11 protein-coding genes are annotated in these 12,856 nt (G+C 34.9%); 8 read left to right on the forward strand and 3 right to left on the reverse strand.

Going from position 1 to position 12,856, the window contains the following annotated elements:
- The first annotated feature begins 90 nt into the window (after nt 1–90).
- The 5 genes from ABEB31_RS01725 to ABEB31_RS01745 all read left to right on the forward strand — a co-directional run bounded on the left by ABEB31_RS01725 (nt 91) and on the right by ABEB31_RS01745 (nt 3,955).
- Nucleotides 91–1,350: an alginate export family protein gene (locus ABEB31_RS01725; protein ID WP_347049615.1), complete on the forward strand. Its 1,260-nt coding sequence runs from the start codon at nt 91–93 to the stop codon at nt 1,348–1,350.
- Nucleotides 1,351–1,487: 137 nt separating this feature from the next.
- Nucleotides 1,488–1,853, forward strand: coding sequence for a hypothetical protein (locus tag ABEB31_RS01730; RefSeq protein WP_347049616.1), 366 nt, complete (start codon nt 1,488–1,490; stop codon nt 1,851–1,853).
- Between the two features lie 128 nt (nt 1,854–1,981).
- Nucleotides 1,982–2,686 (forward strand): hypothetical protein, encoded by a 705-nt coding sequence (locus ABEB31_RS01735; RefSeq protein ID WP_347049617.1) that lies wholly within the window; start codon nt 1,982–1,984, stop codon nt 2,684–2,686.
- A 33-nt stretch (nt 2,687–2,719) separates the two neighbouring features.
- A complete protein-coding gene (locus tag ABEB31_RS01740) occupies nt 2,720–3,340 on the forward strand; it encodes a class I SAM-dependent methyltransferase (RefSeq protein ID WP_347049618.1) in 621 nt (206 codons plus the stop codon).
- 12 nt (nt 3,341–3,352) lie between these two features.
- Nucleotides 3,353–3,955 carry a transglycosylase domain-containing protein gene (locus ABEB31_RS01745; RefSeq protein ID WP_347049619.1) on the forward strand — a complete coding sequence of 201 codons (603 nt, stop codon included), beginning with the start codon at nt 3,353–3,355 and terminating at the stop codon, nt 3,953–3,955.
- On the opposite strand, the gene ABEB31_RS01750 is transcribed toward ABEB31_RS01745, so the two are convergent.
- A complete protein-coding gene (locus ABEB31_RS01750) occupies nt 3,952–4,656 on the reverse strand; it encodes a Crp/Fnr family transcriptional regulator (protein ID WP_347049620.1) in 705 nt (234 codons plus the stop codon). The genes ABEB31_RS01745 and ABEB31_RS01750 overlap by 4 nt on opposite strands.
- A 181-nt stretch (nt 4,657–4,837) precedes the next feature.
- On the opposite strand from ABEB31_RS01750, the gene ABEB31_RS01755 reads away from it, so the two are divergent.
- The 3 genes from ABEB31_RS01755 to ABEB31_RS01765 all read left to right on the forward strand — a co-directional run bounded on the left by ABEB31_RS01755 (nt 4,838) and on the right by ABEB31_RS01765 (nt 10,847).
- Nucleotides 4,838–8,356: a molybdopterin-dependent oxidoreductase gene (locus ABEB31_RS01755; protein ID WP_347049621.1), complete on the forward strand. Its 3,519-nt coding sequence runs from the start codon at nt 4,838–4,840 to the stop codon at nt 8,354–8,356.
- A gap of 275 nt (nt 8,357–8,631) precedes the next feature.
- Nucleotides 8,632–10,062 (forward strand): rubredoxin, encoded by a 1,431-nt coding sequence (locus ABEB31_RS01760; RefSeq protein ID WP_347049622.1) that lies wholly within the window; start codon nt 8,632–8,634, stop codon nt 10,060–10,062.
- A gap of 137 nt (nt 10,063–10,199) precedes the next feature.
- A complete protein-coding gene (locus ABEB31_RS01765) occupies nt 10,200–10,847 on the forward strand; it encodes a hypothetical protein (protein ID WP_347049623.1) in 648 nt (215 codons plus the stop codon).
- 99 nt (nt 10,848–10,946) lie between these two features.
- Here ABEB31_RS01765 and moaA read toward each other — a convergent pair whose 3' ends face one another.
- Both moaA and moaCB read right to left on the reverse strand, forming a co-directional pair.
- Nucleotides 10,947–11,954: a GTP 3',8-cyclase MoaA gene (gene moaA / locus ABEB31_RS01770; protein WP_347049624.1), complete on the reverse strand. Its 1,008-nt coding sequence runs from the start codon at nt 11,952–11,954 to the stop codon at nt 10,947–10,949.
- Nucleotides 11,941–12,855: a bifunctional molybdenum cofactor biosynthesis protein MoaC/MoaB gene (gene moaCB, locus ABEB31_RS01775; protein WP_347049625.1), complete on the reverse strand. Its 915-nt coding sequence runs from the start codon at nt 12,853–12,855 to the stop codon at nt 11,941–11,943. The genes moaA and moaCB overlap by 14 nt, the downstream gene beginning before the upstream one ends.
- Nucleotide 12,856 lies beyond the last annotated feature (1 nt).

A 12,856-nucleotide genomic window follows, 5' to 3' on the forward strand; every position in this document is an offset into this window, starting at 1 on the left:
AATCCTATTAAAAATAAATTAGAAATATGATTATAATCATAGTAAAGGACGCCTTTTTCTTATAAATTTACAGGGTAAAAACTATCATTCATGAAAAAACTTAAACTAATTTTAATACTCATCGTAGGGTTAAGCTTCAAAATGCAGGCACAGGAATTAGATGTCAATTTACAGATCAGGCCACGTTTTGAATATCGAAATGGTTACAAAACACTTCTTCCGGAAGGACAAAAAGGCACATCCCAGATTTCGCAGCGTTCCCGTTTAAACTTTAATTATAAACAGGAAGATTTAATTGTTAAACTAACGCTTCAAAACACCAGAACATGGGGTGATGTAACGCCGACAGCGACTGCAGATAAAAATGGTGTAGCTGTTTTTGAAGCCTGGGCACAATATAATTTCACCGAAAAATGGAGCGCAAGAATGGGACGTCAGGTTCTTTCTTACGATAACCAACGTATTTTAGGAGAACAGGATTGGGGACAACAGGCGCAAAGTCATGACGCTTTAACAATATCCTTTCATAACGAAAAACAAAAACTGGATTTTGGGGGCGCATACAATTCTACTGCCGAAAATGTGGTTCAGACTCCTTACACCGTTACAACTTATAAAACGCTACAATACGCCTGGTACCACAATCAGTTTACCAGCGATTTGGGCTTAAGCTTCTTACTTTTAAACACAGGTTACGAATATGCCAATGCCGACGCAAAGTTACTGGTGGATTACAAACAAACTTTTGGACCATATTTAACTTATAAGAACAATAAAATAGACAGTAACTTTTGGGTGTACGGCCAGACCGGAAAAAGTACCGATCTACAAGTGAGTGCCTGGAATGCTGCTGCGAATTTTAATTACAGTTTAACAGATTCTTTCAAGGCAGGTTTAGGTTATGAATTTTTATCAGGAAAACGATCTGATGATGCAAGCACAGTAATCAAATCTTTCAACCCGATTTTTGGTACGAACCACGGATTCAACGGTTATATGGATTACTTTTATGTGGGCAATCACCTGAACAATGTTGGTTTACAAGATGCTTACATCAAATTGAATTACAGTGTAAACAAATGGCAGTTCGCTCTGATCCCGCATGTATTTTTATCAGCGGCTGATGTTGTGACTCCCTTAAACGAAAAATTAGATTCGTATTTGGGAACTGAAATCGATGCTACTTTCGGTTATAATTTCAAAAAAGACATCACCGTAACAGGAGGATATTCTCAAATGTTTGGTTCTAAAACAATGGAATATATAAAAAACGGTGACGCTTCCCATACGAACAATTGGGCGTGGTTAATGGTTTCTGTGAATCCAAGAATTTTTAGCTGGAAAAAATAATTTTTCTACAAAATTAACTTCTAAATTTTACCCTTTTCTAATTTCCGAAAAGGGTATTTTTTTTGATGTGATAAAAATTTTTTATTTCATTTAATTAATTATATTTGAAGCGATTATGAACCCCAAATTCTATCCTGATGAAACCATTTTTAAAATTATCAATGTTAACTTTCATTGTTACCCAAACGGGTATTGCGCAAAAATACAATGATGCTTTAATTTCAAAAAATTCAGAAATAAATTTTGCGAAAACACAAAAGAGAGGCATTAAAAAAAACAACATGATTTATTATGTTGAAAACGATCTGCAAACCATTTCTGCTTACAAAAGAAGCAAATTGAAATGGCAGACCAATGTCATTTCGGTGTGTGGAAAACCAAAAAACGGTAATCCTGAAATAAGATATGTCAAATATAATTCCGACAAACTGCTTATCGTAATGGGAAAACACAATTTTGCAGAAATCGATGTTAATAGTGGCGCAACAAAACTTGTTGGTTAAGTGTAAAGATAGTTTCTTTCTAAAATATATTTTAAATCACCCTTTTTCAGATTTGAGAAAGGGTATTTTTTTGTCGTAACTTAAATATCTAAAATAATTATATTTGATATTCCATTTTTATTCTAAATATGAAAAAAATCAGTTTTTTAATATTCATCGCAACATCCCTCTTTTTTACGAGTTGTAAAAATAAAATTTCCGATCTGGAATTTGAAAAAAAAGTAATGACCGAAATATTCCCTGATTTAATTGATTCAACATGTATGGATACAAGAGTATTTACTAATTTTCCTCCTGAGTATGGTGAATCAATATTTGATAAAAAAGGTCATTATATTGGTGTTGATAGTACAAAAGCCACCAAAGAACAAAAGCAAAAATTAGTAGAGTGGAAAATTAATACCGAAAGAATCAAAAAAGACACTTCAAAAATTATAATTGCATTTGACCCTACAATTGAATATAGCGGCGAAGACCTGAAAGAATATCTTGAAAAGCACTTTAAAAGCACAAAAGCTTTTGTTCCAAAAGAAAAAATTTACAACGAATATATTTTTGATTTTAAAAACATCAAACTAAATAATAGATTTGAATTAAGAAATATAAATCAATTTCCAAAAGAAAGGGGGAAAATTTGGGAAACCAAATATAGCTTCAATTTTTCAGGAGCTGTTTTCTTTACTAGAATACAATTTGATCAAACTAAAAAGTTTGGAGTTCTAAATGCAGGCTTTGCTTGCGGGAGACTTTGCGGGCAAGGTTTTAGAATTTATATAAAAAAAATAAATGAAAATTGGATTATAGATAAAATCGAAGAAACTTGGGTCTCTTAAAAAATGTTTTAAAATTAAATTAATATATAAACCATGAACAACTGGACAAAAAGATGGGACGACCGTTACAAAAGCGAAGAATTTGCATACGGCGAAGACCCAAACCATTATTTAAAGGAACAACTCGAAAAACTCGAAACAGGCACTATTCTATTTCCTGCTGAAGGCGAAGGAAGAAATGCCGTTTTTGCTGCAAAATCAGGCTGGAATGTTTCGGCTTTTGATATTAGTGAAGAAGGCAAAAACAAAGCGCTTCGTCTTGCCGAAAACAACAATGTTTCTATTAATTATGAGGTTGGAGAACTGGAAACATTAGATTTTAAGGAAGAGCAATTTGATGCAATTGCTTTGATTTATGCACATTTTCCGGCAGAAATAAAGTCTGTAATTCACAAACAGCTTGACAAACTTTTACGAAAAGATGGCATTATTATTTTTGAAGCTTTTAGTAAAAAACATTTGGAATATGTAACCAAAAACGAAAAGGTTGGCGGCCCAAAAGATATTGAATCTTTATTTTCGATAGAAGAAATTAAAGCCGATTTTCCGGATTATGAAATCATTGAATTAGAAGAAAAAGAAATCGAATTAAGCGAAGGCTTATTCCATAATGGAACGGGTTCTGTAATTCGGTTTGTGGGAAGAAAAAAATAGAAACTTTTATTTATGATAAAAAAATCACTAAAAATCTTTCTTGGAATACTAATTTTTGTTGTACTGTTAACATTCTATTTGCTAAGTGATTTTAATCCAATATATCAGAATTATGAATTTGTAACTCTAACTAATAAATTGAAAGATACCAAGAAAGAAAATCTAAACGCTTTTATTTTGATTTACGAAAAAATTAATAGTAAAACAAGAGAAAAAAAATGCCAATGCGATCGGGCGACAGATTACATTGGGCCTTACAGACATGGCTATTCACCTACAAAATTATTATATAAACTAAAAATCCAAAGAGAATTTACACAAACAGATTGCTTTAAATATATATTATTAAATACTAATTTTAAAAGCACGTATAGTACTTACAATTACAAAACTTTTGGCGTTAAAGAAGCCTCAAAGTTCTATTTTACTAAAAACGTAGAGCAACTCAACAGAATTGAGGTAATAACATTATTCGCAATGTTACAAAATCCAAGCTTATATGATCCCAGGCGAAATAAGGAAGGACTATATATGAGAGTTAAAGTGCTTGAAAGCATTTTAAAAAGCAGCATACTTAAACCAAGAACTATTGAACCTTACAGCCTAAAAAATTAAAAATATTTATGCTCCATAATTTCCGATCTCAACTCCGAAATTCCTAAAATTCCAACACGCTTTCCAACTGTTTTTATTAGTAATTCCTTTTTTAGACTGGATAAAATGCGAATCGCCTGCTCTTCAGTCGTTCCGGCAAAATCTGCCATTTCCTTCCGCGAAAGCTCAATATCAATTAACCCATTCACCTGTCCGAATTTACGATGGATATAAAGCAGTAGATCTACAATACGCTCCCTAACATTCATGTGGGCAATCTTACGAATATTATTTTCGCTTTTATTTAATTCCTCGGCATAAAAAAGCATTAAAGCATACGTAAATTGAGGAACATTTTGCAATATATCCAACATGGTTTCGTTAGAAAAATTACACAAAATCGTATCTTCAAGTGCATAAGCCCCAATCAAATATCGGTTGCCGGTTCCAAATCCGCGAAAACCAATTGTATCGCCGTTTTTGGTCAGCCTTACAATTTGTTCGCGACCGTTTATTCCTGTTTTTACCGTTTTTACTTTTCCGGAACAAATAAAATATAGTCCTTGCAACGGAGCGCCTTCGGTAATAAATTGTTGTGATTTTTTACAGACAAAACTATTTTTTTTCAGGACATATTGATTCATCTGCTCTAAATGCAAATGCTTTTTAATGAAACAATTTTCATTGCTGCAGGTATAACAAATAGCTTCTTCTTTTTTCATAAGCTTAATTTTCTGCATTAAACATAATTGCTCTGCTCATTATCGGTCATCAAAAATAACAAATAAATTTAAAAAAATAAGTATTAATACGTAAAAAATACTTATTTTTGTTTTAGAGATAATAAAGTATTTAGAGTTTAACAATCCTATACTAATCTGGTATTCCAAAATCAAAACTGTAATGCAAAATACAAAGATCAAAACTACCTGTTCCTATTGTGGCGTTGGCTGCGGTATAATCGTGACAAACGATGCTAAAAATGGTGTGATGGTCGAAGGCGACAAAGATCATCCTGTAAATAAAGGATTGTTATGTTCTAAAGGAATGAATCTGCATTACGTAGTTAACGATACTTCCGACAGAATTTTATATCCCGAAATGCGCGGAAGCAAAAATTATCCGCTCGAGCGTGTAAGCTGGGACACGGCACTTGATCGTGCTGCTGCTGTATTTTCATCCATTATAAAAAAACACGGCCCCGACAGCGTGGGATTTTATATTTCAGGACAATGCTTAACCGAAGAATATTACCTGGTAAACAAACTGGTAAAAGGCTTTTTGAAAACTAATAATATTGACACCAACTCCAGACTCTGCATGAGTTCTGCGGTTGTGGGTTATAAAAAAACTTTTGGAGAAGATTCTGTTCCAATTGCTTACGATGATATAGAATTGGCAGATACATTTTTAATTACGGGTGCAAATCCTGCCTGGTGCCACCCTATTCTTTTCAGAAGAATTGAGAAACACAAAGAGAAAAATCCAAAAACCAAAATAATTTGTCTCGATCCGAGACGTACAGATACAGCCGCTTTTGCCGATTTACATTTACAGATTATTCCAGGTTCTGACATCATTTTATATCATGCAATCGCCAAAAGAATTATCGAAAAAGGCTACGTAGATCATGATTTTGTAAAAAATAATGCTGAGAATTTTAAACAGTACAAAGATTTAGTTTTAAGCACTTCACTGGAAAAAGCATCCAAACTGTGCGGAATTTCTGTTCCCGATATTAAACTTGCGGCTGACATTATCGGAAAAGCAAAAGGATTTATCTCGCTTTGGGCCATGGGATTGAATCAAAGCGCCGTTGGTGTGGATAAAAATACGGCTTTGCTAAATTTATCATTATTAACGGGACAAATCGGTAAACCTGGTTCCGGACCCTTTTCATTAACAGGTCAACCCAATGCAATGGGCGGACGCGAAGTGGGCGGAATGGCGACACTTCTGGCTGCGCACAAAGACATAGCCAATCCGGCACATCGAAAAGAAGTTGCCGATTTTTGGGGAGTTGACGAGATTTCGGAAAAGCCGGGCTTAACGGCGACAGAAATGTTTGAAGCATTAGAATCGGGAAAAATGAAAGCGGTCTGGATTATCTGTACCAATCCTTTGGTGAGTTTGCCAGATTCCAGAAAAGTAGAAAAAGCACTTCAAAATGCAAAATTTGTGGTGGTTCAGGATATTTCGCATAATGCAGACACCGCAAAATTTGCCGATTTGCTTTTACCCGCAGCAGGCTGGTTAGAAAAAGAAGGAACCATGACCAATTCTGAGCGACGCATTTCGTATTTACCAAAAGGAATCAACGCACCGGGAGAAGCTCTTTCTGATATTGAAATCTTAATTCGCTTTGCGAAAAAAATGAATTTTAACGGATTCAATTTCAACAGTGCAGAAGAAATTTATAAAGAACATTGTGCGCTTACCAAAAACACTAATATTGATATTTCTTTTCTAAATTACCACCGATTAAAAACCGAAGGTACTTTTCAATGGCCGGTTCCCGATTATGGTCATCCTGGAACTCCACGTCTTTTTACCGATAAAAAATTCTATACGCCTTCGCAAAAAGCAATTTTCAATCTTCCGGTTTCAATAGAAAATACTTCTGTACAGCCCAATGCCGAATTTCCTTTTATTCTGACCACAGGAAGAATCCGCGATCAATGGCATACGATGACAAAAACAGGAAAAGTGTCCCGTTTATTAACCCATATCCCGAGTCCGGTTTTGGAAATAAATCCAATTGATGCTTTTAAAAACGAAATCAAAAATGGTGATATTGTCGTGGTTTCCAGCAAAAATGGCGAAGTCAGGGTCAAAGCAAAAGTTACCGATTCTATCAAAGAAAGTGTGCTTTTTCTGCCGATGCATTGGGGAAAACAGCTTGAGAATGATTTAAACAGAACCAATAATCTTACAAATACAGTTGTAGATCCGGTTTCTAAAGAACCAGATTTTAAATTCACCACCGTTTCGATTAAAAAGTATGTAAAACCATTTCAGAAAATTGCGATTATCGGCGCCGGAGCCGCGTCTTTCCGATTTATTCAGAATTATCGCGAATTCAATTCTACCGACGAAATTATTGTTTTTTCTAATGAAGTAAATCCGTTTTACAATCGTGTTTTGCTTCCGGAATATATGACGGGCGAATTCAGCTGGGAACAGCTTTTAAAAGTCAAAGATGGCGAAGCTTTCAGTAAATTAAAAATAAGCATGAAAGCCGGTGTTGCCATTGAAAAATTAGATTCAAAACAAAAAACAATAATAGACAGCCAAGGCGAAATCCATACTTTTGATACGCTTATTATGGCTACCGGAAGCCGCCCTTTTGTACCAGAAAACGCGCAGCTTCATCTTCCCGGCCGATTTACAGTAAGAAAAAAAGAAGATGCCGATCGTTTAAAAAAACATCTGGACAATACCAACCTTCCTCCGGAAGAACAACATGTTGTGATTATTGGCGGGGGTTTATTGGGTTTGGAATTGGCTGCCGCTCTAAAGCATAAAAAAGTAAAAACTACCATTGTCCAAAGAGCTTCCAGACTTATGGAACGCCAGTTGGATCGAATTTCAAGCAAATTACTGGCAGAGGAAGTTCAGCTTCGTGATATTCAAATTTACTTTGATAATGAAGTGAGTACGGTTTTTGAAACTGATAATCCGAATGAAATTGAAATTGCTTTAAAAAGTGGCAAAATAATTACTGCAAACGCCATTGTCTATACAATTGGAACCATTCCTAATATTGAAATCGCACGTGAAAGCGGGCTGTCATGCGGACGCGGCGTAAAAGTCAACCAATATCTGCAAACTTCAAATCCGGATATTTTTGCTATTGGCGAAATAGCCGAATTCAATAATAAATTATTCGGAATCACTTCTGCCGCCGAAGAGCAGGCCGATATTCTGGCTAACTTTCTTGCAGGAGACATCAGCAGTTATTACAAAGGTTCGATTTTAATGAATATTTTAAAATTAGAAGACATAAATCTTTGCAGCATCGGCGATATCGAAATTCCCGAAAACGATGATTCCTATGAAGAAATTGTTTTTACCGATTTGAAAAAACGTTATTATAAAAAATGTATTGTCAAAGACGATCTGCTTGTGGGCGCTATTCTGATGGGGGATAAAAATGAATTTGCCGAATTTAAAACGATGATTGAAAGTAAGATCGAATTATCAGACAAACGAAATACACTTTTAAGAGGAAGTTCAAATGCAAAACCTGTTTTAGGAAAACTAGTCTGTTCGTGCAGTCAGGTTGGAGCCGGAAACATTGAAGAAACCATCAAAGGCGGTGTTAGTAATTTTACCGATTTATGCAAAAATACCGGCGCAGGATTAGGCTGTGGAAGTTGTAAAACCGAAGTAAAAGAGATACTCGCAAAGTGCAAAGTTTAATTTTATTTTTGTTTTGTTTCAGGTTTCAAGTTTCATGTTTCAGGTTGTTGAAAAGTTAAGAAAACCTGAAACTAATACGATATGTGTTCCTGCAAGGTTTTCAAAACCTTGTAGGTATTAAAGTTTATTAAATAAAATATCAATTTAAAAAATTAATTATAAAGGTCTTGATAGATACCTACAAGGTTTTCGAAACCTTATAGTAAACCGCTGATCGAACCTGAAACGTGAAACCTGAAACCTTAAACAAATTAAACCTCAAACAAAAAACAAAAATGGAACTAACAAGACTTATAGTAAAAGGAGGCGTAATATCTCCGGGAGAATTGCGGGAAGTTGTAAATATCGCTATTGAGGAAGGTCTGGATTCTATTTCATTTGGTTCCAGACAGGATATTATTTTTCCAAAGGGATTTAAATCTTTAGACAAAACTACTTTAGGAAAACACCATTTTGTTTATCCCGATCAAAAAAGTGGTAATAATATAGTTTCTTCTTATGTTTCGACAGATATATTCAGAAATACAAATTGGCTGACCGGAAATCGGTTTTTATATATTCTGGAAGAATTTAAAAATCAGCCAAGGCTTAAAGTGAACATTACCGACCCAAAGCAACAATTGGTACCATTGTTTACCGGTCATTTAAACTTCATTGCATCCGAACATGAAGACTATTGGTATCTCTATATCCGATTACCACAATGGGAAAAGATGGAAGTTTATCCCGTTTTGATTTACAGCTGGGATCTGTCCAAAATATATTATGAGATCGAAAAAATTTCAGAAGAGGCAGATATTGATATAGAACTGCTGTTTTCACTAACAAGTGAAGCTCTTGAAACAAACAACAGAACCATTGACAAACCTCTGCATGTTCCATTTTATCCCTTTCCTTATTACGAAGGAATGAACAGAATGGGTATCGATCAATACTGGTTGGGATTGTATTGGCGAAATAACCTTTACGATCTGGATTTTCTAAAAGAAATGTGCGATCTATGCTTTGAATGTAAAATTGGGAAAATCTGTATAACACCATGGAAATCATTTATTATAAAAGGAATCCCAAAAGACCGTAAACTCGAATGGGAAAAATTCCTTGGAAAAAGAGGCATCAACGTTCGTCATTCTCTGTTGGAACTTAACTGGCATTTACCTGTGGCGATGGAATGGGCTTTGAATCTTAAAACGTTTCTCGTTAGAACATTAGATCAATTTGACATTAGTACGTATGGTTTAAACTTCGGAATTTCAGAATACAATCGCGACGGGCATTATTTTACTTCGATTGTAATCGAAAAAAACGAATTACCGGCAGCTTTGGAATCGATCAAAATCAGGGATACCTATAACGTTTTGTTTGCTAGGAATTTCGATCCCAACACGCGCGAATATATTGTACACTCTCAAGATATTGATAAACTCGAACTTCCGACAATTTTGATTGAATTAAGCCGTAAATATTTTGAGGATCTCGGAAATTCATCCTTGGAGACAACAGAAAATCCGCAGAAAAAAGAAAAACCGCAACTGGATGTTTACCAATGCCAGGAGTGCCTCACACTTTATAAATCAGAATACGGAGATGAAATGCAGGGAATTCCCAAGGGCATTTTATTTACAGATCTTTCTGAAACGTATTGCTGCTCTTTATGCGAGGCGCCGAAGAGCAATTTTAGAATTCTGGAAACAGTTCATGCGTAGATTTCAGGAAAAACTTAACATTTCTATATTTAAAAATTGCGTATATTTAGCTTATTGTAGAATTAATACATTGAAAATACATTTTTAATCTCCTTAATTCTTTACTCTATCTATTATACCCATAAAAAAATATAGTCATGATTAAAAGAAATCCGATACCTCAGGATGATACTCAGCCGACAGACATTTCATCGAACATACCGGCAGAAACTGCGGTAGAAAGCACAACAGAACAGCAACCGGAAAGCCAAACAACCGTTAAAAGAACAACGAGAACGGCTGCTCAAACAGCTACCGGGATTATAAAACCAGCAGCTAAAACTCCAGTTCGTGCCGCTACAACCGGAACGAGAAAAGCTGCTGCAAAAACTGTCCCGCCAACCCAAAATACAGAGCCAATTGTTTCTGAAATAATTGAGATTCAAACCAATGATATTCCGGTTCCCTTCGAAAACGCAGAAACATATTTAGAAGAGGAGGAAGTAAGCGGAGAACTTGATCTTTCTAACTTAAAAGTGGTAAAAGATAAATCTAAAAACAAAAAAAAGGCACAGCTGAAGGCAAAAAAAGAGAAGGAAAAGAAAAAAGCAAAAGCTATAAAATCTATTATAAAAAAATTAGAGAAAGTAAAAAAAGAGCGGGCAAAAGCAGAAAAGAAAAAGAAAGAAAAAGCTAAAAAAGAAAAGGAAAAAGCTAAAAAAGCAAAGGAAAAAGCTAAAGCCAAAGCTAAAAAATCAGAAAAGAAAAAAGCAAAAAAAGCTAAGAATAAAAAAAAGAAAAAATAACAGCAAAGGTTTGACTTGAAAAAGTTGAACCTTTTTTTATTAAGATATTTTTATCCCTCTCATTTTAGCCGAAAACACAAAGTCTTATATATTGTTAACTTACCCGCCAATCGTAATCATACTGCGATTATCAAAATGAAGAGCCGGATCGTCCATTTCTGAAATCGTTACCATTCCTGCCCTAACTTTCTTTTTAGTCTGAATAGATTTTGAAATCAATTCTGTTATGGATTCTCCATTTCTAAAAGCGGTTAACAAATCGGTTTCTGAATTTGAAAAAAGACAGTTTTTAATTTTTCCATTTGCCGTCAGGCGGATTCTGTTGCAGCTGTCACAAAACGGATTGGTAATAGAACTTATAATTCCGAAATCGCCCTGAAAGCTTTTTATTTTATAATTACGGGATGTAAAGTTTTTTTCGTCTTCCATTTTTTGAATTTCTTCTGATGAAAAAGCATTTTCTACCAGAGAAAGTATTTCGTTTTGAGAAACCATTTTACTTCTGTCCCACTCGTTTCCGGCAAACGGCATAAACTCAATAAAACGAATAGAAACGGGAAGAAATTGCGTTAGTTTAATAAAGTCGATAATTTCATTATCATTAAAACCTTTTATTAAAACCACATTTACTTTGACTTTAAAATTATTATTTAAAAGCAAATGAAGATTATCAATTACTTTTTCAAACTGATTTCTAAGCGTTATAGAATGAAATTTGGAAGCAATTAAAGTATCCAGACTCAAATTGATTCTATCCACTTTAAACTGCTTTAAAATAGCAATATGCCGATCTATTAAAATTCCGTTAGTAGTTATGGAAAGCGACGTTTTTAAAACTCCCAGTTTCGCAATAATCTCTGGAAAATCTTTTCTCAAAAGTGGTTCACCGCCTGTTAATCTTATTTTGTCAACCCCATTTTCTACGAAGGTTCTGGCTATTGCAAAAATCTCATCGGCCGTCATTAGGTCGGCTTTTGGAGACAGGGCAATTCCGTCGGCAGGCATGCAATACGTGCAGCGCAGATTGCATTTCTCCAACAGCGAAATACGCAAATAATTGTGTTTTCGCCCAAAATCATCCGTTAAAACAGTGTTAGAGGCTGTCATGGTTTTTACCTTTTAAAATATGAAAAACGTGCAAAAGATGCGGAAAAACAGCATCCATAGATTCTCTTGCACCATTTGTTGAACCCGGCAAAGCCAGAACTATGGTTTTTCCTAAGGTTCCTGCAACAGTTCTGGATAACATGGCGTACGGCATTCTTTGCTGTCCGTAATTTCTAATCGCTTCTTCGATACCCGGAATTCTGCTTTCTAATAATGGTTCTAATGCTTCCGGAGTAACATCGCGCGGAGACAAACCTGTTCCGCCTGTAAATATTACCAGTTGATTTTCTTCCGCGAAAGCTTTTGTTTTTTCCTGAATGATATCCAATTCATCGGGAATAATTTCATAATGTGCGGTTTCTACTCCGTAAGAAGTTAATTTTTCGACTATTATTTTTCCAGAGCGATCTTCTTTATTTCCCGCAAAAATAGAGTCCGAACAAACAAAAACTGCGGCTTTAATTGTATTCGGAAATTTATTTTTGAAAGAAGATTTTCCGCCTTCTTTATTAATCAGTTTAATTGTTGAAATCTCGATTTCCTTATCTATAGGTTTCAGCATGTCGTACATCGTCAACGCGACAATAGAAGCGCCGTGCATAGCCTCAACCTCAACACCGGTCTTGTAAACAGTTTTTACTTTAAAAATAATATGAATTTCTAAACCTTCAATTTTATAATTAACCGATGTAAATTCTATAGGAAGCGGGTGACAGTCGGGAATTGCCAGATGGGTATTTTTTACCGCAAATAATCCTGCCGTTTTTGCCATTTCAAACACGTTTCCTTTCGGCACAAGATTTTGCTCCACAGCTTCAATGGTTTCCAGTCTGCTGACTTTTACAATTGCGGTTGCAGTTGCCTCTCTTAAAGTGCTTATTTTATGCGTAATATCTACCATT

Source organism: Flavobacterium olei (genome assembly GCF_039749035.1).
Taxonomy (GTDB): Bacteria; Bacteroidota; Bacteroidia; order Flavobacteriales; family Flavobacteriaceae; genus Flavobacterium; species Flavobacterium olei.

What these genes read in the sequence shown, in the direction of transcription:
- ABEB31_RS01765 (WP_347049623.1), top strand. Translation starts at nt 10,200, where the DNA reads ATGATTAAAAGAAATCCGATACCTCAGGATGATACTCAGCCGACAGAC.
- ABEB31_RS01725 (WP_347049615.1), top strand. Translation starts at nt 91, where the DNA reads ATGAAAAAACTTAAACTAATTTTAATACTCATCGTAGGGTTAAGCTTC.
- ABEB31_RS01750 (WP_347049620.1), bottom strand. Translation starts at nt 4,656, where the DNA reads ATGAAAAAAGAAGAAGCTATTTGTTATACCTGCAGCAATGAAAATTGT.
- ABEB31_RS01755 (WP_347049621.1), top strand. Translation starts at nt 4,838, where the DNA reads ATGCAAAATACAAAGATCAAAACTACCTGTTCCTATTGTGGCGTTGGC.
- ABEB31_RS01745 (WP_347049619.1), top strand. Translation starts at nt 3,353, where the DNA reads ATGATAAAAAAATCACTAAAAATCTTTCTTGGAATACTAATTTTTGTT.
- moaA (WP_347049624.1), bottom strand. Translation starts at nt 11,954, where the DNA reads ATGACAGCCTCTAACACTGTTTTAACGGATGATTTTGGGCGAAAACAC.
- ABEB31_RS01735 (WP_347049617.1), top strand. Translation starts at nt 1,982, where the DNA reads ATGAAAAAAATCAGTTTTTTAATATTCATCGCAACATCCCTCTTTTTT.
- moaCB (WP_347049625.1), bottom strand. Translation starts at nt 12,855, where the DNA reads ATGGTAGATATTACGCATAAAATAAGCACTTTAAGAGAGGCAACTGCA.
- ABEB31_RS01760 (WP_347049622.1), top strand. Translation starts at nt 8,632, where the DNA reads ATGGAACTAACAAGACTTATAGTAAAAGGAGGCGTAATATCTCCGGGA.
- ABEB31_RS01740 (WP_347049618.1), top strand. Translation starts at nt 2,720, where the DNA reads ATGAACAACTGGACAAAAAGATGGGACGACCGTTACAAAAGCGAAGAA.
- ABEB31_RS01730 (WP_347049616.1), top strand. Translation starts at nt 1,488, where the DNA reads ATGAAACCATTTTTAAAATTATCAATGTTAACTTTCATTGTTACCCAA.